Genomic DNA, 26,334 nt, shown 5'->3' with positions numbered 1-26,334 from the left:
GATTAATTTTCAGGAGAAATACTCTATGCTAAAGAAAAACCCCCAGTTTATTAAAAATGAATTAGAACTTAATCGTTTGTACACTTTAAAAGAACGATCCGATGTTGAAAATTATCAAATTATTTCCTTTTGTGTCATGAATATTAGGGCGTTGGAAGAGTATCCTTTAATAAATTGTGATGATGACACGCAACTTGAATTATTAACGCTACGTGGTGATTATTATTTATCACTATTTAAAACATTAAATGAAATTAAAAATCCTACTGAAGAAGATGTATCTGATCGCTTAAAATATAGAGAAATCGCATATGAATATCATCCTGAAGATGTAAAAAAAATAGAGCAAGAACTTCAATTAAAAGAAACAAAATTAAATTTAGATGAAGACTTTTCACTTGCTCTATATTTAAATGAGTTAGAGAAAAAAGGAATGATTAGAGAGGAGTTAGAACAAAACGAAATACATCTAAAAGGGCAAGCACAAAATGAGAGTCTCATAGTGGAACCAGAACATAATGAGAAACATCATCCCCAAGAACTAGAACAAAATGAAAACCTATTAGAAGAACCAGAACAAAGTGAGAAACATCTCCAAGAGCTAGAACAAAATGAGGATCTAGAGGAATTAGAACACAATGAAGAGTTTGTTCTCATAGACAGCCCCCAAGAAAAAGCAGTGCACTCAAAAAAAGTTTCTCCTTTGATACAAGAAGATATAAAGAAGAAATATCATAATTCTTTATTTGATTGGGCAAAAAACACTTCCCCAGAAGTTTTAGAGCGATATATTACTAGGATAATTGATAAAAAGTATACTCCTTTGTTACCTGCCTTTTCATTTCGCCAACGAACAGAGCCAGTAAAAGAATATTTAAGGATGAGTAAAAATGAAAGTGGTGATAACCGATTAGCATATATTCTAAGCTCAGGTTCCCAGGAGGATGGCGCCTTAAATCAACTACTCGTAAAAGGACTTACTCCTTTAATAGTGCGCAAGCAGTCTATCCCGAGTATTACCCTTGCAATTCAAGATAAAAGCTTTGAACAAAACATAGTAGATATTACTCGAGATATAGTGTTTTTTGCAAAGAAAGATAAACGATTTACTCATCCATTTAGCGATGTGGGTATTTCATTAGTCTATAGGGCTATTTATGATTGGGTGGATAGTTTGACGGAAAAATCATTTCAAAGTCTTATTAAGTCTTCGTTAAAACAATACGAAGCAAAAACATGGGGGGCTATTGGAGCTCATCAAAACGTATAGTGGTTGAGGATTATCTTAAAGAAAATTGTAATTCTAAAGCATTGGCTATGATTTTTATGAATAATATCGAAATTCCAACATTAAACGAGTGTTTATTTACTAAAATAGTCGAAACAATTAAAAAAGAAATTATAAGTGGTGAGTATCCTAAAATGAAACAAGATTTAAAATACAAATTAATTGCAGATATTAATTTAAAAGAGCATAAAGATTTTTATCTTGCTAATTTGCGTATGCATCATGAAACAATTGCTGCTGCAGCGAATAATTCTCATAGTGTCTCGCTGAATAATGCATGTTAAAGCACGACAATATCATCAGTTGGTAGGGTACACTATAAACACAAAAGGATTTTTAATTAATGCCTTGTACATGACAGATTTTTTGTCATGTGCATCGTTATAATTCTATCCACTATGGATGGTTGTGCTATAATCTAGTTCTTGAGCGTTATATCCTAGATTCAGTGGAGTCTAAGGTATGGTATTTTGAGGATTCAATTATGTTTGAGAAAATAGACTCAACAGGAAACTATATAGAATTTCCAGGCGTAACGATTATTGCCCCGATTATAAAAGCAGCTCAAGAAAATAATTTCTTACATAAAATACATCAATCTTTGGCAAGCTCAACATTACTAACTCAGTATTATACTCCATTACCCGATGAAAGTTATCACATGACCACCTGTAATCTCTATACCAAAAACGAGCATAATCTGGATTGGTTTAAATTTATCACCGATAAGCTTGAGTTTTTCCAAAATCTTTTTACACAACTTAAGGCTCATGAGTTTACACCAGAAGTATCAATTGAAGCGGTTCAAGTTGGAAGAGCATTACAGTTACGTTTATCACTACCGGAAAGTCAAAAGGCAATGATCCGGGAACTTGCCCAAACAATGGGTATTGAGGAAGGTATCCCCTCTTTTTTTCATATTACCTTAGCTTATTGTTACAAAAACATTAGTGACAAAAAATTGCATCAAGAGATTACCGCAGCGATTGAAGAAATAATTGCCCCATATATAAATCAAAAAATAAAGCTTCATGTACCAACACTATGTTACTTTGAATCGATGCAAGCATTCATTCCGTGGGATGGAGTAGCTTACCCATTTAACGAGAAACAGGGTATCAAGAAAGCAAAAGGGTTCTTTGATATTGGCGAAACGCCATCGCCCACAGCCACGCCTGAAAACGCTCCTACTTGTAGTTTATAATTATTACGGTAGTTTTTTCATCACAGAAAGAAACAGCTCTGAATTTAAAAAGAACTGTAACCAAGTATAAAGATATTTATATTCACTTTGTTCAAACCATTGTGGATCTACCATATAAAATTGCCTGATAAAAGGAAATAAAGCAACATCAGCCAAACTGATATGATCTGCTAAAAGAAATTGGTGATTGATTAATAATAAATTTAATTTAGAAAAATACTCTCTAACTTCATTTCTATAATAGTGCGGATCATAATTATTGGCATGTTGTGAATATTTATAATTGTCTAAAATGGGTTTGAACCGCACATCATTAAAATAAATTAACTCATCACTCTTATCTTTTAATTCAGTACATAACCATCCATCAGGATCGTATTGGGTTAAGGCCCAAGCCATAATATCTAGACTTTCATCAATGACTCGACCATCTGCTAAAATTAATACAGGAACCGTTCCTTTTGGCGAGGCTAAAAGCATTGCATCAGGTTTTTGTTTCAGTATAACCTCTTGTTGCACCACTTTAATATGCGAGTATGCAAGCGTCATTCTTGCTCTAATGGCATACGGACAACGCCTAAAGGTATAAAGTATCGGATAATCCACTGGATTCAAATTAGAAATCATAGTAAATGATATTTTTAAATATTAAATAAAGATGAACTCGATATAAAAAATCACTTTATTCGTTTTATATCGAACTGATGTTCAATATAAACAAATGATTTGTAATTGGCAATCTATAATGAAATCGCTAAATACACATTCACCCTCTTTTAGTTAAGCTAAGTTTCTCTTAACAATCGTGCGGCATAATGAGTTCTCGTTTATTTTTTAGGACTAAATATGTTTGCAAAAAAAGACAGCAGTAGTTTGAGAGCAAAAGCAGAGAAGCTTTGGGATAATATATGTGTCTATCGCAAAGATTCCGTTAAACAAATTAGCAAAAGTTATGGCCATAACTTGACAGAAATTATTAACAACATACAAACTTTTCCTGGAATAAAATCTTATAGCGGGCATCAAAGTGGTAAAAAAGGAGATGGAGAAAACCAGTCAGCCATGAAAGTTCTCGATAAAGCTGTTCTTCATCTAAAAAACTGTCTCGCAAATGTTGATGAATCTCGTTACTCAATAAGATAATAAACAGTAAAAGGCGAATTCGATATAAAAAATAGGTTAGTTTTTTATATCGAATTGTTTTATGTAGAACTTGCTCCCGTATCAATACCTCTTCACCTTCGCTAGGAACAAGTCATATGAGATAAAGTTCGTTTAAGAAAATTACTTAGAAACAACCAAGCCAAAATTTTGATCATAAGCTTTCTGAGAATCTCCTGATAAATCACGAACCTCACTTAATACATCTTTAGGTAACTGTTTAAAAAAGCCTATGCCTTTTCCAGAAGCCCCCTCATGACGAATTTTATCAACCATCATTTTATGACTTACCTGAGTAGCCAACCTATTTTCTTCAAACAAAGGCAATGAAAATGTTTTGGTAGGGAATTGAGTGACTCGTTGTATGTCACGAGCGGGTGTATCTTGCTTTAAAAGAACTGAATCGGCTAATTCAGTTTCAGTTAATGCGATTGCATAAGGTCCAACAAAGAATGAATCACCATGAATTACATTACTACCAATTTTCATAGTATAGCCAAATGGTATTTCAAATGCTGCAAAATCAAATGAACCATCTTTGCGATCAACTCCCAATATCAATGCGCCACTGCACTCAGGAGATAGAGGTGTAAAAACATGGGGAAAGGGATGAGTTTCTACAAATAATCCACCACCCCCTCTTTGATTCATCACATAGTCTTGAATATAATCTGCATCCCATTGATATTCCACTAAATAAAGATTTTCTAAAGATTTGTCCGTTGCGGCATCGAGAGTAAATGATTTTTCTAGAGGAATAAGCTCCGCACCATATTTCGCTAAAAATGCTGCAGGCACAGCCAGTGCATTCATTTTGGGAATATTCATCACTTTAACCTCAGATGGAATGGTCAATACTCCCAAACCACCAAAAACGTTGGCATCTCGCCCGCTTAGGCCTTGTTCCTGTTTTTTATTTTTCCATGTAGCCTTTATAGTTAACTCTTGTGGGGAGGTTATCTGAATCGTACTTTTAGAAGAAGGTAAATCTAATTCACTTATTCCTGTAGCATCCAACATACTGATTTTTGTACCTGCTTTAAGAATAGCATGTGCTTTTGTAGCTTTCATTAATGGTTTACTTCCTGGCAGATCTGGGTTTCGTCGATCAACCATAGTAGATTGCAAAGCATGCAAATGTTCTCTCACTACTTCAGTTGGTAATTTACTTTTCATACATAAGGTACAAGTACAAATATCCGTATTTTTCGATGAAGTAGATATGCTATTTTCTTTTGCATTTTTTTCGAAAAGCTCTCTCATAATTATTAATACTCACTTTATTGAAAGTTATTTAATCTTTTTGGAAAAAAAAAGTCATTTGGGCAAATTATATGCTCAAAAAATTAACTAATTATTAAGTGAGCGTGATAAAAATTGGAGGATATTAGTTTATTCGTTCTAATATGTTTGAAAGAGCACTTATTCTTAAGAACTGTAAGCGATTATTCTTAGACCTAAAGTAACAATTATTCCTTAAGATCTGGCCGTCTAGGAAACCTCTATAAAATTTATTTCATGATTTTCTACTAACATACAGTGATTAACAGGTACATCAAACCATTCAGAATTAAATGCCGATAAACGCTCTGAAGCAATCAGAATCATAGGGTAATTTTTAATTTTTTTTAACCCCGGACGTTGAGCATGACGTATTAATGAACTCTCTGTAAGATAATGAAGGCTATCTGGTTTGTGGCGCTTTGAATTACAATAGCGAGAAACAAGCATGCTTTTACCATTAGTTAAACACACATTAAAATAAGATGGTCCTGCATTACTACTATATTGTTTGCTTAATCCATTAATTATTTTTAGGGTTTCTATAAATACATCCGCTACTTCCTTTATTTGAGAGAGATCCCTATTCTTAGCTAATTGCAAAAACAAAGCAAAAAGATGCTCAGAGTCCGTTTCTCCTTGTATCCAGTGATAAATATCATCATCTAATAGATGCCGCAGATGTCGTTTAAGTAAAATAAAATCATCTATAGTCCCATTATGCATGAACATCCACTCCCCATGAATAAATGGGTGACAATTATAGGCTGTTACTCCGCCTGCACTTGCAGACCTAACGTGCGCAAAAAAACATGGAGATTCAATTTTACGACATAGATTAAGAAGGTTTCTGTCATTCCATGCCGGAGATATTGAAGTAAAAAGACCTGGGATTTTCCCCAAGTGTGGAACATACCATCCTAGCCCAAAACCATCACCATTAGTTCTAACATGAGACTCCTTGGCATGCAAACTTTGCATAATCAGTGAATTTGAAGGTTTCACTAAAACATCTTCCAGCAGTACTTTATGTCCCATGTAGGCAACCAAACGACACATGTTTTATCCTTGATAAATAGAAATATTCATACCTAAATTATAGAGCTTAATTCTTTAAAAAACAGGCCAGTTAGGAAAATCCCCAAGATTATTTTTAGTAAATTTATCGCATCATTATTGCGGGCTATTCTTCTTCAAGAATAACTATTTTTAGGTGACTCTTTCGGTAGTATCGATAATTAAAGAACCAATAAGATTATTTTTAAATCAAATTATGCTATAATTAATCGATTTATTAAAAGGAGACTGTATGTCAACGCAAAAAATATGTGCCGCCTTAGTAACTGGAAAACATTGTATTGATGCCAGTAACCTCAAAGAAGATCAAATGTTGAAATACGCTGATTCTGCGAAGAATGCTATTGTGAATCGAACATTAGAAGATGGTAGTGAAGGCATGGTTGCACGTGCTTTACATCAAGTACTTGAACCACAAAAGGAAAATACTGGCCAGTTTAAATTAATTGAGGTGACACACTTGCAACCTCAAGAGTTACCGCCTTCAACAAGACCTGCAACTCATTTGGTACCCAAAGAAACTTTATTTAATGCACAGTGGTATACCCAATATGAAATGCCCGCTAGTGCTACAGATGGTAGTTCAAATGCATTCGGAGGATTTGGAACCATTAAAATGTCATCATATGATTCATTGTCTATACCAGTTGTTGATGCACTCTATGCTCCTGATGAGTTTTTAGCAGCATATGGTGTTAAATTGGTTCATTTAACGGAACCCACCCAAATTGATTTTGGAAAAAGCGCTGATTTAATGTTATTTCAATATGATGTACATACCGAATATTTTGACAAATATATTAAAACACCGAAAGGCGGTGGAGTTTATCTTGAGACACACAATGATTTTCCTCATTTAGCCATACCATTACATCCATCTTGTGGTGGTTCTTACACTGTTGGAAGACAAATTGGAACCAATGAATATGCCATTGTTTCCTTTAAAATCAACTATGGGTGGGCACTTGTGATTGCTCCAGGAGCTATTCATGATGATGCTACATTAACTGGACCCTATATTATTGGATTAACAACCAATGTAGATACAGAACACGTAAATACAGCATTAATGCGAACAAAAGATGACCGTCTTATGGATGCAGTTTTGATAAATCCCTCTTCTGAACCGTTGTCAGGTGATGGTATTACAAGCATTAAGCAATGCAAGGCATTGCTATTTGCACAATCCCAAATGAGTAGAAAAACGAATTTAGAAAGTCTTGCTCGTTCTGCTGACAAACGCCCTGAAAAAGAACGATTACAAATTTTTAATTACCTAAAATCGTTGCCAGCAGACACCTTGTCTGAACTCCGTCATCTATCTGATACAGCTCAGGAAGCCTATGATCAGACTTCAGGGCTTGCATTGCTCCAATAAATTATGAGGTATTGTCAGGCAACTCCTCCTGACAATATCAAATAAACAATGTGATAAAAATTAAAATTGACAAATAGAAAGAACAAATTATTCTCATAGTGAGTAATGACTAATTTATATTACTCCCATTTGTACTGTAAATACCAAAAATGAAGTTTGGTATGCCAATAAAAGGAATTTAAACATGCTAAAAAGTGTCCTCAATACTGCAAAAGCAAAACAACCCATCGCGACCACAGGCATGTTCGCTCATAGCTACTACTGGTTAACATCCCCTTCAGGAGACCAAACCTATCCCAATCCCTCCTATGATAAGGATAAAAATCAAGATAGAGAAACTGCAGTTTACTTTATTCATGGTACAGCAGATCAATCATCAGCCTTTCAACTGGTTGCAGATCGGTTGATTCAAGCTGGACTTCCTAACGAAATTTCCACCTTAAATCTGCTGTCTTTTGATCAGCGTTACCAGGGAAAAAGTATCGTGTTTTTTGCGGAGCAACTTAGAGAGAAAATTAAGACTAACCAGCATAAACGAGTCATTTTGATTGCTCATTCACGAGGAGGATTAGTGGCCTCTTATTTTGCAGAATTTTTGGCAAAACAAGCAGGTATTGAAGTACCACAGATCATGACAATAGGTACACCATTTAATGGTTCATATCTTGCAATAAAACCATTGTCCTGGTTTTCCGATTCAATAAAGGAAATGGAAATTGACAGTGATTTTCTGATCCAATTAAAGAAAAAAATAATGGACGATTCATTCAGTAACTATCATTTTTTCATCGCTACAGAAGATGCTATTGTACCTGGAGAATCTGGATTTATTCAGGAGTATGTTACAAATCATCCCAATTCGTTAACTATTTTAGATAGGCATGGCCACCTCTCTGTGATGTCTTCTCATCGATTGGTGGCTCATATTGCAGCTTTGCTCAGCGCACATTTTCATTCCCAGGTTAATTCAGAAGTAATCGTTTCCAAGTTGGCAGATTACACTTTGATTGAAAATTATTCTCCCTAACACGACATGTTGACAATTTATTCAAAGTTGCCTATTTTATGCACTGATTCTAAGTCATTTAGATTAAAATTTTTAGGAAAGTTAGAGGTAAGCATAGGCTGCATAAAAATGCCCTCTATAGGACACTATTGAAGTATGCCAAAAATGGTTATAGATATTAAAAACTTAAGTGATTTTTAACAGTTTTATTATTACATTGACGACCACAATAAGGCCTTAGTGTGTAATTATTGTTCCTTTGTCTTAATGAGATAGCTTATTTCGAGTTATCAAAAAATGGAGAGTAATATGCCCGAGTTTTTCAAAAAATCAAAAACACCTAATCCTAAAAAGAATTTTTTCCAAAATTATGCGGACCATCTTAATTATCTAGAAGAAGAGATTAAAGAAGCCTGGGAAAAAATGCAAAAAACAAAGACACTAGAAGAGCAATTAAACTTAATTGGTGATGAAGCTTTAAAACGCTTAAACATCTTTGAAAAACTACGCGATGGTCATGATTATATGGATGAAGTTGTTGGCGCAACTGCACTACCTGCAATGGGAATGATTCTTTCTATTGCTTCATTTGCTGCTGCAGCATGGGAAGGTGCTCATGCATTAGCAATTCATTTTAACTTAGCGAAAAAAGATGGCGAAGATCACAAAGAAAATGCAGGAAACTTATTATTACTCTCTGCAGCAAGCTTTGTTCTTTCTATCGCAAGCTTCCTCAAATCTGCAATAAGCATGATCACCAGACCTATTATTACAGCTGTTTGGGGTTATGCAAAACAAGATACAGTTCGTTTCCATAACGATGAATCTGTTGAAGGTCGTGTTGCTAGAATTTAAATAGAAGCCCAGATTGTTTTCTAAAATTTTATTGCACTGATTCCTATTCTTCTGTGGTCCGGATTACGGCTTTGCCTAATCCGGGCCACACGTACTAAACAATGAGCATATTGTCGTAGATCAATTTTCAACAACGGTGCAAAAAAGAACAAAAAATATTTTGTGGATCATAATGTTTTTTTAAACCAATCCAATCTTCATATCGTTCTTCAAAATGGTTTTTCCAAAATTGTATTTTTGGAGATTCCCCTAAATACCCAGAAAGATAACGTTTCCCTCCATTAGGTAAAAAAATTGAGTCCAAATAGTTAATAGTTTGCAAGCTGCTAGGAATGAATGCTGTGGGTAAACCAGGATTTAAGATCATTAAAGCAAAAATATCATTACTTTTAGGGAGTTGTAAAAAGCCTGCCGGAGAAACTGGAGCGACAGATGCAATATGGACTATAGGAGCAAAGTGTATGGGTAAGGTATCCAGCAACTCATCTAAATTCTCTAATTGCGAACCAGGTACAAAACACTCATACCAAGGGTGTTGTAACTCCCATTGTCCAGTTGCTCTCATCGCACTAAAGCGTGAATTATGGCGATGTAAATACGAGTGAATTGATTCATCTTGGGTATGTAACAAGCGCCAGGGGTGCAATCCTAAATTGCTGAAATCCGGTGCAAAATCATCATATTCTATAGAGATGTGAATCGCATACAGCCATTGAGCAAAAGGTAGGCGACCTTTTTCTGATAATTTTGCGCCCTGTATTGCAGGCGTGCAAAAAGATTCTAAAAAATCCACTTTAGTTCTGCATAAATGTAAATCATTAAGCCAGCTTTCTTTATCGAGATAAACCAAAAAAAAGGTTCTAACGGATTTGCAGCATGATCTTAACACAATACATGCTTCAGTTATAAGACCAAAACGTCCTTGCCCACCTAAACAGGCTTGCATTAGCGAAGATTGGCTATCAACCTGAATTAACTCTCCGTTTGCTTGTACAATTTTCAATGCGTTGACATGTGCAGTCACACTTCCATATTTAAATGAAGAGGCTCCTATACCTCCGGCAGAAATCACGCCACCAACAGACAAATTGCAATTATTAGGTACTACATAAGGGATTAATGAGTGTTGCAATGTTTTTTCTAATAAAGAACTCCAAGAAACATTTGCTTCAACCCATATGGAATGGGAGTCTACTTCTGATATGGAATCAAAGTGTTTCATATTAAGAATTAAACCCCCAGGTACTGCAAGAGATTGTCCCGATTGGCTCAGTCCATACCCACGCAAGGTCACAGGTAATTTGTTTGCATGGGCATGTTGTATTAATAGTTGGGCGGATTCCGTTGTTTTGGGTTCAAAGATGGCTACCGGATTAGAATGAATAAGCTTACCAAAATCATCACAAAATAAAGCAAGCGCCTGCTCATCATTGAGCAGCGCTTGCCCTAATTTTTTATTACACTGCTTTATCTGAAATAAATTCCACTTGTTCTTTGTTTGCGGCATCTTGATAATTCCTTTGTTTGGCCAATTCAAGTCTTCGATTACAAGCAATGATCAATCCATCAAACATAGCGTTAAATGCATCGTAACAACGGTCAATCATTTTTAATGCTTCACGTCTTGTTTGAATTGGTACTTGTCTTGAAAACAAAGAGCGTTCCATTTCTTCCTCAAACAAGGCATGCGCCATTTCCACCTCTAGATGTGAGGTAGAGAAATATTTCAGGTTCTTGTCATGTCCTGTTTTTTTCATTTGTTTTGATACTTTTTCAAAGAAAACATGACCAGATGATTCAATTGTTAAAAGAAGAACAATGTTTAAAATTTCATCATTTGCTTTATAAACTTCCGCTAAAATAGCGTAAGCAGCATCGCGAGTTAGTTGACTTTCTTTACTATAAAGCCAACTGACATCATTAGTATCACATGATGGTTCTATAGTGACTGCTCCCATATATTTTTTGTCATGCAAAAACCATTTTTCATGGCCAGCATCTTCGAGTCTGTGATGGCGAGCCACTTTTTTCAAATAAGGATCGCTAACTCGTTCTTCATTTATTCTTAAAATATCTTGGAAGGTCATTGCCCAGAAAGTAAGCTCAGGGACAAAATAGCTTAACTCTTCTAAACTTTTCAATTGTTCCAGTATTGCAAAAAATGGATGATCCATGAATTCTTGTTGTTTGGAATCAATATAATCTTGTATGATTTTCATAATACATCTCCATGCGAAATAAATTTGTTGGACATTATTACTAATGCATCTTGCATACCAACTTTTTTATTCTTTATTTCTAATAAATCACCCATAAAGTACTATTTATGCCTTATTTTTTACAAAATCACTCCTATAAAATGGATAAAATGACAAAAAAAACCTCCCCATGTCAAAATTTTGACAAAGCAATCCTATTGAATTTTCTATTTAATTTGAAAAATCAATTCAGTTTAGTCAATTTTTTGTCATATTGTTTCAATTTATTCTCCACTTGATTCCAGTTAATCTCTTCAATCCTCTCTACGTTGTCACATATTGAATTTAAAAATTGCGTTTGTAATTCCCCATGAGCTTGGGCTTCTGCATAGGGCGTATTAGTAAACATAACTAATACATGTTTTGAAACATAATGCTTAGGGTAGCGATGCATTAGCTCCTGTTCCAATTGTTTCTTTAGGTTAAATCGCTTATCTCGAATGTCAGTTTGAATTTCATGGAAATTGTCCATTGACATTTGAGCAACCGCATCCGTATTTACTTTTCTGGATTGATAAAATGCGGGCATTACTTTTTCCCAGTCATCTTTATATTGATCTAAAAGATCATTTAAGATACGACAATCTTCAAAGGCACTATTCATCCCTTGACCAAAAAACGGAACAACACCATGTGCAGCATCACCTATGAGCAAACATTGATCTTGGTAATACCAGGGCTCACATTTAATAGTACTCATATTTCCAGTAGGATGTCTTGTGAATTCTTCCAGCAACTTGGGCATTTCGGGAAATGCATCAGGAAATGATTCTTTAAAAAAGGCATTAATTTTTAATTCACTATCTAATTCAGCGAAACTATTTTTACCCTCACAAGGTAAAAATAAAGAGCCAGTGATGGATTGATTCAGATTTGGGTTACCTAATAATAAGAAGGCATCTCTAGGCCATAAGTGTAAATGTTCATGAATTAAATGAGTTTGTCTTGGCTCCCCAATAGAGAGCTCTTTATAACCATAAGGCAAAAACATACGCGATGCTTTAATAACTCCCGTTGCTTTTAATTGTTCGCGAACACAGGAGTTTGCTCCATCTGCTCCAATTAAACAGGAATAACTTCGCGTTAAGATCGCATCATTTTTTAATTCGAAAATGGCAATTTTTCGTTCTACATCTAATTCAGTTAGCTTCGTATTAAAATGAAAATGAACTGAAGGGAATTTTTCGGCTTCATTAAGTAATAATTTATTTAATTCATTTCTTTGTATGGCATTAATGTATTCGTCTTGATGTCTGCCAAAGGACTGAAATTTAATTTCTCCATTAAGCTCATGAATTGCTCTTGCATGCATAGGAACCATGAGTTGTTCTACCTTGGGTTGGATACCAACTCCTGCTAGACCGGTAATGCCACGACATGAAAGAGCGAGATTAATCGAGCGTCCATCGTCCGTTTTCATTGAGCGCAGATCGGGTCTTGAATCAAATATTTCAAGTTTGTATCCTCTTTTTGCCAAATAAAGGGCCAGTAAAGTTCCAGCCAAACCAGAACCAATAATAGTAACTTCTCTCATGCCAATCTCCTTGGGCTAAGCGTAGCCTGGGTATAGTGCAACAAGCCCCAAAATAATTCCAGCACAGAATACCAGGGGTTGCTGCATTGCTCCTAGGATATGGTTTTATTACAGTTATTTATTTCTATTTCTATAGAAAATACTCACAATAAATTGCATCTTCATTTTTATAAGCAAAAATCATACCGACTTTGAAAAAAGTAAGAAAATGGAGGAAAAATCAAATATGTTGAATGATAAAATTTTTTAATTCTTCTGCTTTTTGAGGTGTAGTGAAATAATATCCTTGCGCATAATCGCACCCATACTTGGTAATGAATTCAAGTTGTAGTTCTGTTTCCACTCCTTCTGCTAATACTTCTAAATTCAAACTATGACCTAGATTGATAATTGCTCGCGTAATCGCGGCATCATTTTCACGATTTACCAATTCATTAATGAAGGAACGATCAATTTTCAATCTATCAACAGGGAATTGTTTTAGATAAGATAAACTAGAATATCCAGTTCCAAAGTCATCAATGACGAGCTTTGCCCCCATATCTTTCAATTCATACATGGTTTCAACAGCATGTTTGACGTTGTCGACGAGCAAGCTTTCAGTAAGCTCCAACTCAAGATACTTGGCAGATAAGCCCGTTTCAAGAAGCGTTTTTTCAATGATTTCGGATAAATGGGCTTGACGAAATTGTCGACCAGAAATATTTACAGCCATCGTTAAATGACTATATCCTTGCTGATGCCAACTGACCAATTGTTTGCATGCTTCTCTTAAGGCCCATAAACCTATATCCAGAATTAGGCCGTTTTCTTCAGCCATACTAATAAACTCAGTTGGAGAAACATCACCTAAAATATGGCTATGCCATCGCAGTAATGCTTCAAAACCAATAATTTTATTGGTTGCTAGGTTGATAAGGGGTTGATAAACCAGATGAAATTCATTTCTTTTTAAGGAATCGCGCAAAGCATTATCGAGCTGCATACGGTTAATGACGCGCATATTCATTTCTTTATCATAACTACGATAGGTATTGCGACCACTATCTTTTGCATGATACATAGAGAGATCAGCATTTTTCATTAAAGATTCATAATCATCACCATCTTTAGGATAATAACTGATTCCTATACTGCCCGTTATTTTTAAATTATGTTGATCAATGCGAATGGGGTTTGCGATCGATTTTAAAATTTCCTCTGCTTTTTGTTGCGCTTGCTGCTCTGTAACAATATCGTGTAATAGAATAACAAATTCGTCCCCACCTAAGCGACATATTGTATCAAAATCGTTAGTGGCAATAAGTAACCGATTTGAAACCGCTTGTAAAAGTCTATCACCAATACTATGGCCTAAAGTATCATTTGTCATTTTAAAATGATCTAAATCCAAGAATAAAAAAGCTAAGATAGATCCCTTTTTTTTGGCCTGTAAAATTGCTTGATCCACACGGTCTATTAATAAAACTCGATTGGGTAGTTCCGTGAGTGAGTCATGCGTAGCCTGTTGAATCAACTGTTGTTCCATTTCACGACGTTGAGTAATATCGTTAAGAATACATATATAATGTTTGACGTTATCGAATGAATCTCTCACTGGAGCTACGCTTACTTCAGCCCAAAATACCTCCCCGTTTCGTCTAAAACATTCAATCTCTACTGTTTCCTCACGTAATTCTTTTATAGCAAAATTAAGTCGTTTATGACTTACATGTTCTACTTGGCTACTATGAAGAAAAGAAAGACTTTGTCCTAATATTTGTCTTTCACTATATCCAGTAATCCGTTCAAAGGCCTTATTCACATAAATAATAGGCATGCTGAGTTTGGAGATGTCAATGATCGCTACACCAAGTGTACTGGCTTCAATAGCCCGTTCTCTAATACGCAACTCATCTTCTTCCAGCAATTTCTGAGTGATATCTCTAAAGCTATACACCCGCCCTACAATTTCAGAACCAATTCGTTGTGGTTGAGTAAATCGTTCAAAAATGCGCCCATCTTTAAAGTGTAAAACTGGAAGCTCTCCTTGCCATTCTGGGTTTTCATAAAGGTACTTTACATCAGCAATGACTGTTTCTGGATCACTTAATTGCTGTAAAATATATTCAAACCCAATACTTTCTGTTCCTGATTCCAACATATGGGAAGGAATTCGCCACATTTCTACAAATTTTTGATTCCAATCTACAACTTGCCCTTGGCCATTGACCATCATGATGCCATCAGCAGTAGATTCAAGAGTGGCTCGTAGTAGAGATAAGGATTTTTCTAATTCTAGATTTTTTTCAAGAATATCATGAGCTTTAATATTAATGTTCTCTGAAAGTGGTACATTAATAGAGCGTTTAAACTCAGGTTGAGTGTGATACCATTTTTCAAGTAAAGAAGAAAGGTTTGGTGTTGGAGAAATGATTCCTAATTCTTCGCATACATTAAGAAGTGAAGGATCTCGACCTTGCTTTTTAACTTTTTCTGCGGCTTTGGCAACTTTTTGATAGTCTATTTCCTGTCTTGCCATATTCCCTCATTCCCTTTACAGCATACAAATTAATTGGACACGGCTTTATAAGCCCATTCTTTATTAAGTATATACCGTGAATTTGATTTTTGCTGGAGTTCGTAAGGAAATCTGGGGAAGCAAGCATTCCCGCCTCTTGCGGGAATGAAGAAATAAGCTAACTTATTTTTTTTGTAATTGTTGTACTTGATTGTTTACAGTTTGAATTTGAGTTTGTAATTGGCTTTGAGTTGTTTTTATTTGATTTTGTAATTGAGTGTTCATTGTTTGTATTTGTTGTTGTAAATCAGCCTGCACTTTTTTAATTTGCGCTTGAAATTGGGTATTGAGTTGTTGTATTTGCTGTTGTTGTTGGGTTTGCATTTGTTTCATCTGATTTTGGATTTGTGTATTAAATTGTGATAGTTCATCAGCAAAGGCAATATTGATTAAAAAGACAGTGCAAAGAAGTGATTTTAGTAAAATTTTCATCGTCTTATTCCTTTAGGTGAAAAATTAACGGAGCATCCTACTTTAACCTAATCATCTATGATTGGCTAGATTGATTGCATAAACTTTTCATGAAATATGCTATAAGCTAAACGTTATTTCAAATACAATTATCGATACATTGCTAAATATTGATCAATCATTTGCCTTGAAAGACTTATAGGCTTTGGTAGTTGAGGTAATTTTTTTATGGAAAACCATTGAGCGTCTTCAATTTCAATAGCATCTATTTGGATCTCACCATGACTGTATTCAGCGATAAATCCAAGCATCAAATTACTTTGAAAAGGCCAGGGTTGAGAGGAGAAATAGCGTAAGTTTTTAATTGTGAGTCCTACTTCTTCCTGCACTTCACGTACAACCGTATGCTCAAGCATTTCTCCTGGTTCCACATATCCAGCTAAAATACTGTAAACCCCAGGTAAAAAGTGGGGGGAACGTGCAAGTAAGATTTCATCGTCTCGCCAAATTAATACCAACATAACCGGAGCAATTTGGGGAAAAATTAGTGAATGACATACGGGACATATTTTTGCCCGCTCTGTAATACTCGCTTGAGTTTTATGGCCACAATATCCACAAAATTGAGTACTTTTATCCCAGTGTACTAATTGTTTTGCTCGCGTGATTAATCGAAACAACTCATCATCTTCTAGAATTTCATGAGATTGACGAACATGTTGAAACTCCATACCAGGGGGTAAAACGGTGGGTTTTTGATTAATCTCAACAGAAAAACAAGGAATAGCACCATAAACTCCTAAATAAATTTCGCGTTCGCTTATGAGATTAAGTTCATTAATAGTAAAAAGACGAGGGATAGAATTGTTTTTTAACAGAAGCTCATCTCCATAGAAAATGAACCAAAAGGCTGCCTCAGTAAATGACGTGGGAGGATGAAGTTGTGAAGTAAATAGTTTCGTCATAATTGGGCTTATATTTTGTACTCTCATGTTAAGTGTATCTATGACTATAAAGGTGGTCAAATCCATCTTTGTCACAAGATAGCAATTAATGCAACCCTTTTATGGGGAGAAAAAGAGATAAACAATTACATTTATGAATAATTAGCGATAGAATAATAGGTTAACTTTAAAACTTAGAGAAAAACATGAAAATGTCAAAATCATGCGTCATCTTGAGCTGTTGCATCATTTTATTTTCTATTTCGGCATATAGTATTACTGAAACCGTGTCCCAATCGGAATCAAATACCGCGCGAATTGCTATGTTGGAAAAAGCCTTAGCACCACAAAAAATAGATGAAGTTGCAATTTTATTTGCCAAAGCCAATAAAGATCGCAATGGTGCTGTACAATTTATGCTGTTTTCTAATCCATTAAAAAATAAATATAAAGAGCGTTGGCCTTATTGGGTTTCAGGTGTTTCTAGTCCGTGGATTACTTCTTATACAATAAAAAAAGAAGCGCAAAGCAAAAATTCCTGGAAATTTAAAATAACATATCAATGGGCAACAGCGGCTGGTCCATTCCAACCCTCTTTAATACAGACCATTGTAGTGGCTCCCGTTCCTAAAAATACAAGCTCGTCGCAAAAATTTTGGATTACTCAATTTAATGAGCATTAAAAAAATGCTCCGATTGAAACATTTTAGGCGCACTCAGTTTATGTAGAGATACTATAATTATTTCAAGTACTCATTTAAGGAATAAATAATGTTTGGCGGAGAGAATTTAATAAAAGAAGATTTTCAAAACATTTTATATCGGAACGGACTTTCTGCTAATGAGTTTAAAATCACAATACAGAATGGCTCAAGTTACGATCCAAACCAAATAGTCAGTACCCAAGTTTGGATAACTATTGAAAGAGATTCTATAAAAAAACGATATGGATTATACCGAACTAATTGGCCATATGATTTTGAAGCAGACTTAAAAAATGGTTACTTTAATATATAGGAAACAGAACCACATAACTTATTGTATATTGAAGAATAAATCTTAGCGTCAATGAGTTATATTATAATTGACAAATTAACTAGCGTTGTTGACCTATATTCTGTCGACTTACATAGGTTTTAAGCCGGGATACAATAGAGAGAATTCTATGGATATTATGAGGGGAGCCTGTACTACTTATATCCCGGAGAAACCACCTCTGTGGCGAGTTTTCCTGCCACCTATTTTCCTGTCTTTGGTTTGTATTTTAATTAGATACCAAACCAATGTACTTCTTTTCCATACAATTGCTGAGTTAGTTGCTGTATTTATTGGACTAACTGCGATGATACTAGCGACTACAACCACCCAATTCATAAAAAATCAATTTGTGATTTTAATTGCTCTTGCAGCAGGTTGGACTTCTATTTTGGATATAGGTCATATTTTAGCTCACAAAGGGATGAATTTATTACCTCATGGAGGCAATAACTTAAGTACTCAGTTTTGGATATCTGCTCGTTTTCTTCAAGCAACTACCTTTCTTCTAGCGACCTATTTTTTTAGACACACTGTAAAAATTTGGATTATTAATCTTTGTTTCTTATTTATCATTTTATTATTTTTTATAGGCATATTTTCAGGCCATTTTCCTACAGTATATATTGACTATTTTGGTTCCACATGGTTTCAAGCATATTGTGAATGGGGGGTTATCATTATTTTTATTACAGCATTAATGCTGCTTTGGCATGAAAAAATAATGATGACCAAAGAAACATTATATTATATATCTTTATGCATCATCACATTGATTGTGTCATTATTCATGTTGACTTATTATAAAAATTCTTATGATATCGCATATTTAATCGGTCATCTGTTAAGAATATTTTCGTTCTGGTTTATCTATATCGCATTGGTAGTGGAATCTTTACGCCGACCTTTTGCAAGGTTAATACGTACAGCCACTACCTATAATAATATACCTGATCCTACTTTTACTGTGCAATCCGAAGGTATTATCGCTCAAGCGAACAATGCAGCAGCGAAATCTGCTCATAAAAAAGCTGAAGAATTAATAGGATTATCATCTCATATGCTTTTTCATAATAAATCTATAGACCAAAAAGATTGTCCTGTCTGTTGCAAACTATCTACTTCAAGAAATAAATATACCGTAGAGTTCGAGACGGAAAAGGGGATCTGGTTAGAATGCAGTTTATCGCCTATAAATTCTGATTTATTTCCTAATTCATGGGTACAAGTAGTTAGAAATATTACTTTTCGGAAGGTACTTGAAAAGGAGCGGAAAAAATTAATGCATGACTTAGGTGAGCGTGTTAAAGAACTTAGATGCCTATACACCATTTCAAATTTAATCGCTTTGGGAAAATCGAGTAAAGAAGAATTGCTAAGAGGAGTAGTTAATGCGCTGCCTAAAGCGTTTCAATTTCCAGAGTATATGGTTGCAACAATAGAAAGTCAGTGGGGTAATTTTAGCTCCGAGCCTAATGCAAAAAAGTTGCCCTTTCAGCTGGAAAAAGAATTGATAATCGATAACGAGGTAATCTTAAAAATAAAAGTATTTTATTGCGCCCAACCTCCAATATTAAGAACTATTTTTTTACCTGAGGAGTCTGCTCTTTTAGATTCGGTGACAACACTTTTACAAAACACCCTGCAACGATTTTGTTCGGAACAATAAAACGACGAATGCAAAAAAAATTGTTTTATGGAACGTTGCTTAATATAAGCTTAATCTTTTTGTAGTATTATTATCGATCAGGTAGATAAAATTATACATAACTTAGAGATATATCAATATGATTATTGCACTCGCACTCTTGAAAGTACTTATTATGCCTGCGTTTCTTAAACTAATGAAAAACTACCGCAATCAAAAGAAAGACAATTATATTCAAAAAGAAACAAGACCACAACCTATAAATGCTTAAATAAAAATTTATAGGATGAGCTCTTCTCGTTTTAATTAGAGTGAGTCCGATATAAAAAGTAGGTGATTTTTTATATCGGATTCTTTAAAAATTACCTATCCTTCCTTCGTAAGAGATAACTTTGTAAGCACTCAGCGGAACTCATGATAGAGGCTCCTTTAGCTTAAATTCCATCAATGTAAACAAGCTGTTCGTTACGTAACTATTTTTAAAAGTAAAGCCTGCTGGTTCAATTGATTTTTGCCATTCGCCTAAAGTACGCTGACGACCGCCCAACAATACCATCATAACGATATCCATTGTTTTATTGGGATGCGGTTGATTGTCATCAGGCATGACTTGTTCAGCAATAAATAAGGTTGCGTGCTTTGGCATTTGTTGCGCACAATTTCTTAATATTTGATGCATCATCTTATCATTGAAATCATGTAAAACACCTTTAAAAATATAAGCATCTGCGCTCGGTATCGTCGCAAAAAAATCACCCTCTTGGAGGCTGATATTATGGGAAAAATCTGCCGGATGCAGCTGACCAATAACTGCTGGCGTATCAAATACAATAATCTTAACATGAGGATGTTGGTTACTGATTGCTTTTACTAAACCACCTCGCCCACCTCCCATATCAATTAGAGTCGAAAAAGCAGAGAAATTAAATACGCCAGCAATTGATGCATCATCATAAGTTGAAAGTTTGGCCATTCCCCTATCAAAATTAGCTTGTTTCTCAGGATTTTTACTCAGGTAATGAAAAAAATTATCACCATGTTGGATTTCGAATGCAGGCTTTCCAGTTTTAAGACTTGTCCCTAATTGAGAAAAAGCTTGCCACCAACTGTCATCAACCATGCACAATACATCACGGATGGAATGCGGATCATCATCGCAAAGTACCTTGGATAACTCAGTTAGAGAATAAAGATCATCCTGATAATGAAACAAGTCATAAGAACAGAGAAACTTTAATACTCTATCCAATAATTCAGGTTTACTTTCCGTAGCTTTTGCAAGTTCATCAATGGATTTAGGCCCAGATAATAAATAATTCGCAACCCCTAACTGAGCCACTGCATGTAATGCTCGGGATGCGACATACCATCGCGACATAATCGCTAATTGAAGATGAGGTTTTTCCATTGAATAGTGCATTTATCATTCCCTGTTAACAAATCTTATCTATTATTTGTTAATGAACGCAAAAAGTTAAGTATTTTCTCTATCAATTAAAATAAAAATTTATTGAGCATGTGCCCCTATTGGGTAGCGATAAAAATAACTAGTAGAATGCCCCTATTATTTTATCTCTGGCAATGCTTCATTAAACCACTTACAAACGCCTCATAAATTACCGTAAAAGCACTGCGGCATGACTCAAACTTGCAATTCTAACCCCAAATGCCACCAACAATCCTCCCATGATTTTTACAATGTAAAATTGCAAACGATTTAAATTGGCTTTGATATATTGATGCGTCAGCATATAAGAAAGACTGGAAAACCAAATCATATGAATTAAGGCAATTTCGATTCCATAAGCAAGCTCACTTAGAATAGAATGCCCTGGTTTTACTACTAAAGTAAAAAATGCCAATAAAAACATGATTGCTTTAGGATTTAAAAGATTACAAAAAAGTCCTTGATTAAATGCTTGCAAATTCGTAATCCCATGAGCCTCGTGCCCCGAATCCAGTTTCATCATTTCTCGTTTGGCTAATAAACTCTTAATGCCAATATAAATCAAATAAGCAGCTCCTAAGTATTTGATAATGCTAAAAGCAAGAAGGGATTGCGAAATAACCAGAGCTAAACCCAAAATACAGTAACTTGCATGAATTATGAGACTGATAGAAATTCCAAGAGCGGTATAAATTCCTGCTTTTCTGGAATAAAGCAATGCATTCTTTGTCACAAGAGCAAAATCGGGACCTGGAGAAATTGCCGCCAACATAATGAGCAGGCTTATTGATAAAAATTCTTGCACAACATTTCTCTATAGCAAATAATCAATAATTGTAACATAGATCTTATCAAGTAAAATCTTATAGAAATTGAACACAGAATTATAGTAATCTCGAAAAACAAAAAAGTGTAAAAAAATTCGAGACATAAATGATAAAATTCATAATTAAAGCAATTTTGAAAATACAAGAAGCCACCGGTTATTCCCTATGTGGATTAAAAGCAGCCTTTCAAAATGAATTTGCTTTTCGTCTTGAATTATTGGCTATTGCCATTGCGTTACCGTGCGCATTTTTTTTAGGAAACACTGCAGTTGAACGTGCTTTATTAATCGGTACACTATTCATTATTTTAATTGCTGAACTTTTGAATTCTGCCATAGAAACAACATTGAACCGAATTGATCTTGCGTGGAATCCCCTCACTAAAAGAGCAAAAGACATGGGCTCGGCGGCTATTCTGATTTCAATCATTAATGCACTTATTATTTGGGCGATTATTATCTGTTCTCATTGAATTTGATGACAATACTCTTATTCCATTTTATAAACTTAGATAAAAATTCACTGCAAGGATGTTCGCAAGAAAATTGGGCACTCCAAAACGTCGAATATATTGATTCATATAACCTATCTCAGCTATTGCAAAGGAATTCACTTCATAGCCTAAACCAATAAAAAATCGGTTTTGATCAAAACCTCGGCTATTGGTACCCACAAAATTATTTTTATGAAAAAAAATCTCATCGCTAGTGACAAAAGCTAAGCGGTCATTATTTTTAATCGGGGCAAAAACTTTGACAAGTTCTCGGATTCGATAAGCAGTTTTGGGATTATTTTCTAGAAAACGTTGCTCCGTGCGGGTTCTGCTCGTAAGCGTCCAATAGGGATAGGTTTTAACCCATAAGAGTTGTTGCCAAATTCGATTTTCCTCATACGGAGTTGAAGAATTCGGCGGTCCTGTATCGATCCAAGCATATCCAAGCCATATACTTGTATTCTGTGTTAAAGCATAACCAAGTCCTGGTCGCAATAAAATCTGAGAATAACGACTCGAGTTAGCCCCTAAACGCTGTTGTCCCTCCAGCCAATATCGTAAGTGACTAAATACCTTATCGTCACTATAAAACTTACCAATGGTTGTAATATTGAGCCAGTTTTGAAAATCACGTTCGAGGGCGCATGCATTTTTAGACCAACCTCCAATAACGATTAGCCCTAAAAATACCAATAATCCGCTGCTTCTCGCCCTCATCCATTCCCTTAGCGTTGTAAAAGAAATACATTCTAATATGCGTCGCTAAGATTTAAAAGCTCTGTGTAGAGCGTAAGCAATGAAAAGCCAATGGCCCCTCTAAAACGCCATTTGATATTCTTCAGCATACACATCGTCCTGCGTCGTTGCTAAAAATTCACTCACTTTTTTACACGCATGTTCCAATTGCACTGATTTGGCTTTTAAATGTTCCATATGAACATTATTTAATGATTTCCCAGACCACAAAGTATTTAATGAATTTCCCATATCGCATTTATTTGACACTATAGGATCGAAATAAAGCGGAGAAAAAATGCTCATGCAAAATAATTTTAATAGGCTGCTCATCACTTCCATGATATTTAGAGAATGCTGATCTTTAAGGTGCTCCATATCCGTTTTTAAAAGAACATCACTTAATTCTTTGGTTTGTTTGAACTTAAATTGAATCGATTCCTCAACAGTATGTCCTGTAAATTTCTTATTACGAATAGCATACAATTGACCCAAGAAATTTTGACGTAACTCAATATCATTCTTTTCTGTTGGCACATCATTTGATTTAAGCCAATTTGTCTGTCTAAAAATTTGTTCATCAAGCATGGCAAAATAATAAGCAAGGATTGCATTAAAAAGAGTTTTTTCATTGAGGATTTTTTTCCATTCTGATTCAGAAACTTTTTTATAAGCATCAATATGATTTTGCTCCAGTATTGACCGTACTGCTGTGCTTAAAATTTCATCATCAAAATGATGAGGATATTTTGACAGAATTTTTTGTGCGTCATTGGTTACTTGTTTTGCTCTTTTATCAAAATCTCTGGCCATTTCTGCATAGACTTCCCATAATGCCATTTCATTCTCCAATATTTAAATTGCATTTATGATACATTCGTTGCAAATTTAACACAATTGAATCTTTGAAAGATCAATATGACAATAAAAACTCTTCTGCCTTTATTCCTAAATTAACGTAAAAGTCTCGTAGCCCAAATAAATATAACCGCATATAATTATTGTAAAAATTATTCACAAATATGAACTTTATGAGATTCATTTATTTTTTGCTGCTTTTTATTCTATCATCAGCATGGGCTTTTGCTAAAACAGAGAAAAACACTTTATTTAAGAGCAGTATTCGTTCTATTCCCAAAAAAATTCAAAAACAAATGCGCCAATTTACTTGGCGGCAAGGTTGTCCAGTAACAATGAATGACTTAGCCTATATCCGTCTTTCTTATTGGGGTTTTGATAATAAAAGACATATGGGGACTTTGATTGTCAACAAAGAGTTAGCCCATGAAGTGGTTGCTATTTTTAAGGTTCTATTTCAACATAAATTCCCTATTCAAAGCATGCAACTTATGGAAGTATTTCAAGGAGATGATAATGCTTCGATGATAGCAAATAATACTTCTGCATTTAATTGCCGACCAGTCACCGATCGTCCGGGAGAATATTCCCAACATAGTTATGGTCGCGCAATTGATATTAATCCATTGATTAATCCTTACATAAAAGGCGAAATAACTCTCCCTCCTCAAGGCATACTTTATACAAATCGCACCCAGCCTGCTCCAGGCAAAATTACCAAAGAAAGTTTAGTGTATCAGGAATTTATAAAACATGGCTGGGATTGGGCTGGTGATTGGCATGACCTTCAAGATTATCAGCACTTTGAAAAAAGAGCTCATGGTGAGAAACGTAATCCCTATGGATATAAGCCATTTCCAGCACAATGAAAAACATAAAATAATAAAAAAAATGGGATTATGTTTAAAATCGAATTGATTTATAAAAAAAAATAAGGCTCAATTAGCTTATTCGATTACCTTGAACTTTTTGGGTAAGATAATGAACAATAATACCGGCAAAAAGGACTTTGCAACCAAGAAAGTTCCTTATCTTGAGATGTCCTTGAGACAAAAATTACAACAACTCAAAAAGGATAATTTTGACTTTTTAACCAGTCTCCATACCATATCCGGTGATATCGCTCAGCTTAAGGTAGGTTTTCAGAATATCTTCTTTATCAATCACCCAGAATATGCACGACATGTCCTTCATACCCATATCACAAACTATCCCAAAGATAATTTTTATCAATTAGCAGAACACATTATTGGACAAAACATTCTCACCACCAATAATATGGCGTATTGGGGAGAACGTCGAAAAATGATTGCTGGATTATTTCAACCTCAATCTGTATCAGAAATGGGGAATGATATTATCGCAGTGATTCATGAAGAAATACGCTCCATTAAAATCGGTCAAAATTTATGCCTTAATTCATTGACCACATCCCTTACCCTAAAAGTCATTACCCGATTATTATTTAGTACCGCAATTAGTGAACAAAAAATCAATCAATTATCCAAATTATTAACTTATTTTGGCGACTTTTTGATTAAAAAAAGACAACCATTGTCTTTATCATTACCAATTCGCCTTAACCGCAACTTTCATAAAGCTCATAGAGAACTAAAACTCCTTATCAAAACCATTATCAAGACTGAACGAAACAGTATGAAACCCGATCTCATCATGCTGCTTTCAAAACATCGATGTCCTCATACTCAATCCAAACTCACTGAAGAGGAATTATTTTCAGAAGCAGCCTTAATGTTATTTGCCGGTCATGAAACGACGGCCAACGCACTAAACTGGCTGTTTATTACTTTATCTAAATATCCCGATCTACGCAAAAATTTGCGCAAAGAAATACATTCTGTTCTTAAAAATAAAATGTTAGAGGTAAACGATTTAGAACAAATGCCATTAATAAAAGCTCTAGTCATGGAAGTATTAAGATTATTTCCGTCTTTTCCTGCTGTACCAAGATATTGCCTTAACGACGATGTGATTGATGGATATTTAATCCCTGCTCATTCCATGATTATTGTTAATATTGCCATGATTCATCGACACCCAGAGTTTTGGTCTAATCCTGAAGGCTTTGATCCATATCGCTTTATTGATCATAAATTAAAACACAAATACGCTTTTCTACCTTTTATAAATGGCCCTAGGGTATGTATTGGTAACAATTTGGCATTATTGGAGTTACAGCTAATGACAGTACTTTTTTTACAACAATTTGATTTTAATTTAATCGCGGGACAAGATGTGAGTTCCAATTACATCATTTCGCTACGCACTCAAAAAAACATCCTCATGAATGTGGTAAAAGCTGAGATGTAATTG

26 protein-coding genes are annotated in these 26,334 nt (G+C 34.8%); 13 read left to right on the top strand and 13 right to left on the bottom strand.

What is annotated here, in order from left to right; all coding sequences use genetic code 11:
* Positions 1 to 25: 25 nt before the first annotated feature.
* The 3 genes from Lsan_RS06455 (at position 26) to Lsan_RS06450 (ending at position 2,492) form a co-directional block, all read left to right on the top strand.
* Entirely contained in the window at positions 26 to 1,270 is a 1,245-nt protein-coding gene (locus tag Lsan_RS06455) for a hypothetical protein (protein WP_237762061.1), read from the top strand.
* On the top strand, positions 1,237 to 1,572 hold the full coding sequence (locus Lsan_RS22890; protein ID WP_237762060.1) for a hypothetical protein: 336 nt from the start codon (positions 1,237 to 1,239) through the stop codon (positions 1,570 to 1,572). The genes Lsan_RS06455 and Lsan_RS22890 overlap by 34 nt, the downstream gene beginning before the upstream one ends.
* A gap of 200 nt (positions 1,573 to 1,772) precedes the next feature.
* Positions 1,773 to 2,492, top strand: a complete 720-nt coding sequence (locus Lsan_RS06450; RefSeq protein WP_058513672.1) for a DUF1868 domain-containing protein — start codon at positions 1,773 to 1,775, stop codon at positions 2,490 to 2,492.
* A gap of 3 nt (positions 2,493 to 2,495) precedes the next feature.
* Here the strand turns inward: Lsan_RS06450 and Lsan_RS06445 are convergent, their stop codons facing one another.
* Positions 2,496 to 3,119 (bottom strand): glutathione S-transferase, encoded by a 624-nt coding sequence (locus Lsan_RS06445; protein WP_058513671.1) that lies wholly within the window; start codon positions 3,117 to 3,119, stop codon positions 2,496 to 2,498.
* A 219-nt stretch (positions 3,120 to 3,338) separates the two neighbouring features.
* Between Lsan_RS06445 and Lsan_RS06440 the strand changes: the two genes are divergently transcribed.
* Positions 3,339 to 3,635, top strand: coding sequence for a hypothetical protein (locus tag Lsan_RS06440; protein ID WP_058513670.1), 297 nt, complete (start codon positions 3,339 to 3,341; stop codon positions 3,633 to 3,635).
* A 141-nt stretch (positions 3,636 to 3,776) separates the two neighbouring features.
* On the opposite strand, the gene Lsan_RS06435 is transcribed toward Lsan_RS06440, so the two are convergent.
* Positions 3,777 to 4,916, bottom strand: coding sequence for a hypothetical protein (locus Lsan_RS06435; RefSeq protein ID WP_058513669.1), 1,140 nt, complete (start codon positions 4,914 to 4,916; stop codon positions 3,777 to 3,779).
* A 228-nt stretch (positions 4,917 to 5,144) separates the two neighbouring features.
* Positions 5,145 to 5,993 (bottom strand): class II glutamine amidotransferase, encoded by an 849-nt coding sequence (locus tag Lsan_RS06430; protein WP_058513668.1) that lies wholly within the window; start codon positions 5,991 to 5,993, stop codon positions 5,145 to 5,147.
* Positions 5,994 to 6,243: 250 nt separating this feature from the next.
* Between Lsan_RS06430 and Lsan_RS06425 the strand changes: the two genes are divergently transcribed.
* The 3 genes from Lsan_RS06425 to Lsan_RS06415 all read left to right on the top strand — a co-directional run bounded on the left by Lsan_RS06425 (position 6,244) and on the right by Lsan_RS06415 (position 9,250).
* Positions 6,244 to 7,389: a hypothetical protein gene (locus Lsan_RS06425; RefSeq protein WP_058513667.1), complete on the top strand. Its 1,146-nt coding sequence runs from the start codon at positions 6,244 to 6,246 to the stop codon at positions 7,387 to 7,389.
* Positions 7,390 to 7,573: 184 nt separating this feature from the next.
* The gene (locus Lsan_RS06420; RefSeq protein WP_058513666.1) at positions 7,574 to 8,416 is read left to right on the top strand and encodes an esterase/lipase family protein; all 843 of its coding nucleotides are present in this window, start codon (positions 7,574 to 7,576) and stop codon (positions 8,414 to 8,416) included.
* A gap of 288 nt (positions 8,417 to 8,704) precedes the next feature.
* Complete coding sequence (locus Lsan_RS06415) at positions 8,705 to 9,250, top strand: hypothetical protein (protein ID WP_058513665.1); 546 nt, start codon at positions 8,705 to 8,707, stop codon at positions 9,248 to 9,250.
* 127 nt (positions 9,251 to 9,377) lie between these two features.
* Here Lsan_RS06415 and Lsan_RS06410 read toward each other — a convergent pair whose 3' ends face one another.
* The 6 genes from Lsan_RS06410 to nudC all read right to left on the bottom strand — a co-directional run bounded on the left by Lsan_RS06410 (position 9,378) and on the right by nudC (position 16,978).
* Positions 9,378 to 10,757 (bottom strand): FAD-binding protein, encoded by a 1,380-nt coding sequence (locus tag Lsan_RS06410; protein ID WP_058513664.1) that lies wholly within the window; start codon positions 10,755 to 10,757, stop codon positions 9,378 to 9,380.
* Positions 10,708 to 11,469, bottom strand: coding sequence for a hypothetical protein (locus Lsan_RS06405; RefSeq protein ID WP_058513663.1), 762 nt, complete (start codon positions 11,467 to 11,469; stop codon positions 10,708 to 10,710). Before Lsan_RS06405 ends, Lsan_RS06410 begins: the two co-directional genes overlap by 50 nt.
* 223 nt (positions 11,470 to 11,692) lie before the next feature.
* The gene (locus tag Lsan_RS06400; RefSeq protein ID WP_058513662.1) at positions 11,693 to 13,042 is read right to left on the bottom strand and encodes an FAD-dependent oxidoreductase; all 1,350 of its coding nucleotides are present in this window, start codon (positions 13,040 to 13,042) and stop codon (positions 11,693 to 11,695) included.
* Positions 13,043 to 13,262: 220 nt separating this feature from the next.
* Entirely contained in the window at positions 13,263 to 15,563 is a 2,301-nt protein-coding gene (locus Lsan_RS06395; protein WP_058513661.1) for a bifunctional diguanylate cyclase/phosphodiesterase, read from the bottom strand.
* Positions 15,564 to 15,725: 162 nt separating this feature from the next.
* Complete coding sequence (locus Lsan_RS06390) at positions 15,726 to 16,034, bottom strand: hypothetical protein (protein WP_058513660.1); 309 nt, start codon at positions 16,032 to 16,034, stop codon at positions 15,726 to 15,728.
* A gap of 128 nt (positions 16,035 to 16,162) precedes the next feature.
* On the bottom strand, positions 16,163 to 16,978 hold the full coding sequence (nudC, locus tag Lsan_RS06385; RefSeq protein ID WP_058513704.1) for an NAD(+) diphosphatase: 816 nt from the start codon (positions 16,976 to 16,978) through the stop codon (positions 16,163 to 16,165).
* A gap of 185 nt (positions 16,979 to 17,163) precedes the next feature.
* Here nudC and Lsan_RS06380 point away from each other — a divergent pair, with 185 nt between their 5' ends.
* The 3 genes from Lsan_RS06380 to Lsan_RS06370 all read left to right on the top strand — a co-directional run bounded on the left by Lsan_RS06380 (position 17,164) and on the right by Lsan_RS06370 (position 19,661).
* The gene (locus tag Lsan_RS06380; RefSeq protein WP_058513659.1) at positions 17,164 to 17,640 is read left to right on the top strand and encodes a hypothetical protein; all 477 of its coding nucleotides are present in this window, start codon (positions 17,164 to 17,166) and stop codon (positions 17,638 to 17,640) included.
* A gap of 88 nt (positions 17,641 to 17,728) precedes the next feature.
* Entirely contained in the window at positions 17,729 to 17,974 is a 246-nt protein-coding gene (locus tag Lsan_RS06375; protein WP_058513658.1) for a hypothetical protein, read from the top strand.
* Between the two features lie 148 nt (positions 17,975 to 18,122).
* Complete coding sequence (locus tag Lsan_RS06370) at positions 18,123 to 19,661, top strand: MASE3 domain-containing protein (protein WP_058513657.1); 1,539 nt, start codon at positions 18,123 to 18,125, stop codon at positions 19,659 to 19,661.
* A 391-nt stretch (positions 19,662 to 20,052) separates the two neighbouring features.
* Here the strand turns inward: Lsan_RS06370 and Lsan_RS06365 are convergent, their stop codons facing one another.
* Together Lsan_RS06365 and Lsan_RS06360 are read right to left on the bottom strand one after the other, a co-directional pair.
* Complete coding sequence (locus tag Lsan_RS06365; protein ID WP_058513656.1) at positions 20,053 to 21,060, bottom strand: methyltransferase; 1,008 nt, start codon at positions 21,058 to 21,060, stop codon at positions 20,053 to 20,055.
* Between the two features lie 196 nt (positions 21,061 to 21,256).
* The gene (locus tag Lsan_RS06360) at positions 21,257 to 21,892 is read right to left on the bottom strand and encodes a LysE family transporter (protein WP_058513655.1); all 636 of its coding nucleotides are present in this window, start codon (positions 21,890 to 21,892) and stop codon (positions 21,257 to 21,259) included.
* A 128-nt stretch (positions 21,893 to 22,020) separates the two neighbouring features.
* Between Lsan_RS06360 and Lsan_RS06355 the strand changes: the two genes are divergently transcribed.
* Entirely contained in the window at positions 22,021 to 22,386 is a 366-nt protein-coding gene (locus tag Lsan_RS06355) for a diacylglycerol kinase (protein WP_058513654.1), read from the top strand.
* 27 nt (positions 22,387 to 22,413) lie between these two features.
* On the opposite strand, the gene Lsan_RS06350 is transcribed toward Lsan_RS06355, so the two are convergent.
* Both Lsan_RS06350 and Lsan_RS06345 read right to left on the bottom strand, forming a co-directional pair.
* A complete protein-coding gene (locus tag Lsan_RS06350; protein WP_058513653.1) occupies positions 22,414 to 23,124 on the bottom strand; it encodes a DUF2490 domain-containing protein in 711 nt (236 codons plus the stop codon).
* A 99-nt stretch (positions 23,125 to 23,223) separates the two neighbouring features.
* Entirely contained in the window at positions 23,224 to 23,982 is a 759-nt protein-coding gene (locus tag Lsan_RS06345) for a hypothetical protein (RefSeq protein WP_058513652.1), read from the bottom strand.
* A gap of 191 nt (positions 23,983 to 24,173) precedes the next feature.
* Here Lsan_RS06345 and Lsan_RS06340 point away from each other — a divergent pair, with 191 nt between their 5' ends.
* Both Lsan_RS06340 and Lsan_RS06335 read left to right on the top strand, forming a co-directional pair.
* A complete protein-coding gene (locus Lsan_RS06340) occupies positions 24,174 to 24,869 on the top strand; it encodes a M15 family metallopeptidase (RefSeq protein ID WP_058513651.1) in 696 nt (231 codons plus the stop codon).
* A gap of 112 nt (positions 24,870 to 24,981) precedes the next feature.
* Positions 24,982 to 26,331 carry a cytochrome P450 gene (locus Lsan_RS06335; protein WP_058513650.1) on the top strand — a complete coding sequence of 450 codons (1,350 nt, stop codon included), beginning with the start codon at positions 24,982 to 24,984 and terminating at the stop codon, positions 26,329 to 26,331.
* Positions 26,332 to 26,334 lie beyond the last annotated feature (3 nt).

The sequence above is a fragment of the Legionella santicrucis genome (genome assembly GCF_001468135.1).
Lineage (GTDB): Bacteria > Pseudomonadota > Gammaproteobacteria > Legionellales > Legionellaceae > Legionella > Legionella santicrucis.
Note: the sequence above shows the minus strand (reverse complement) of the source record. Positions and strands in the feature narration are given on the sequence as shown.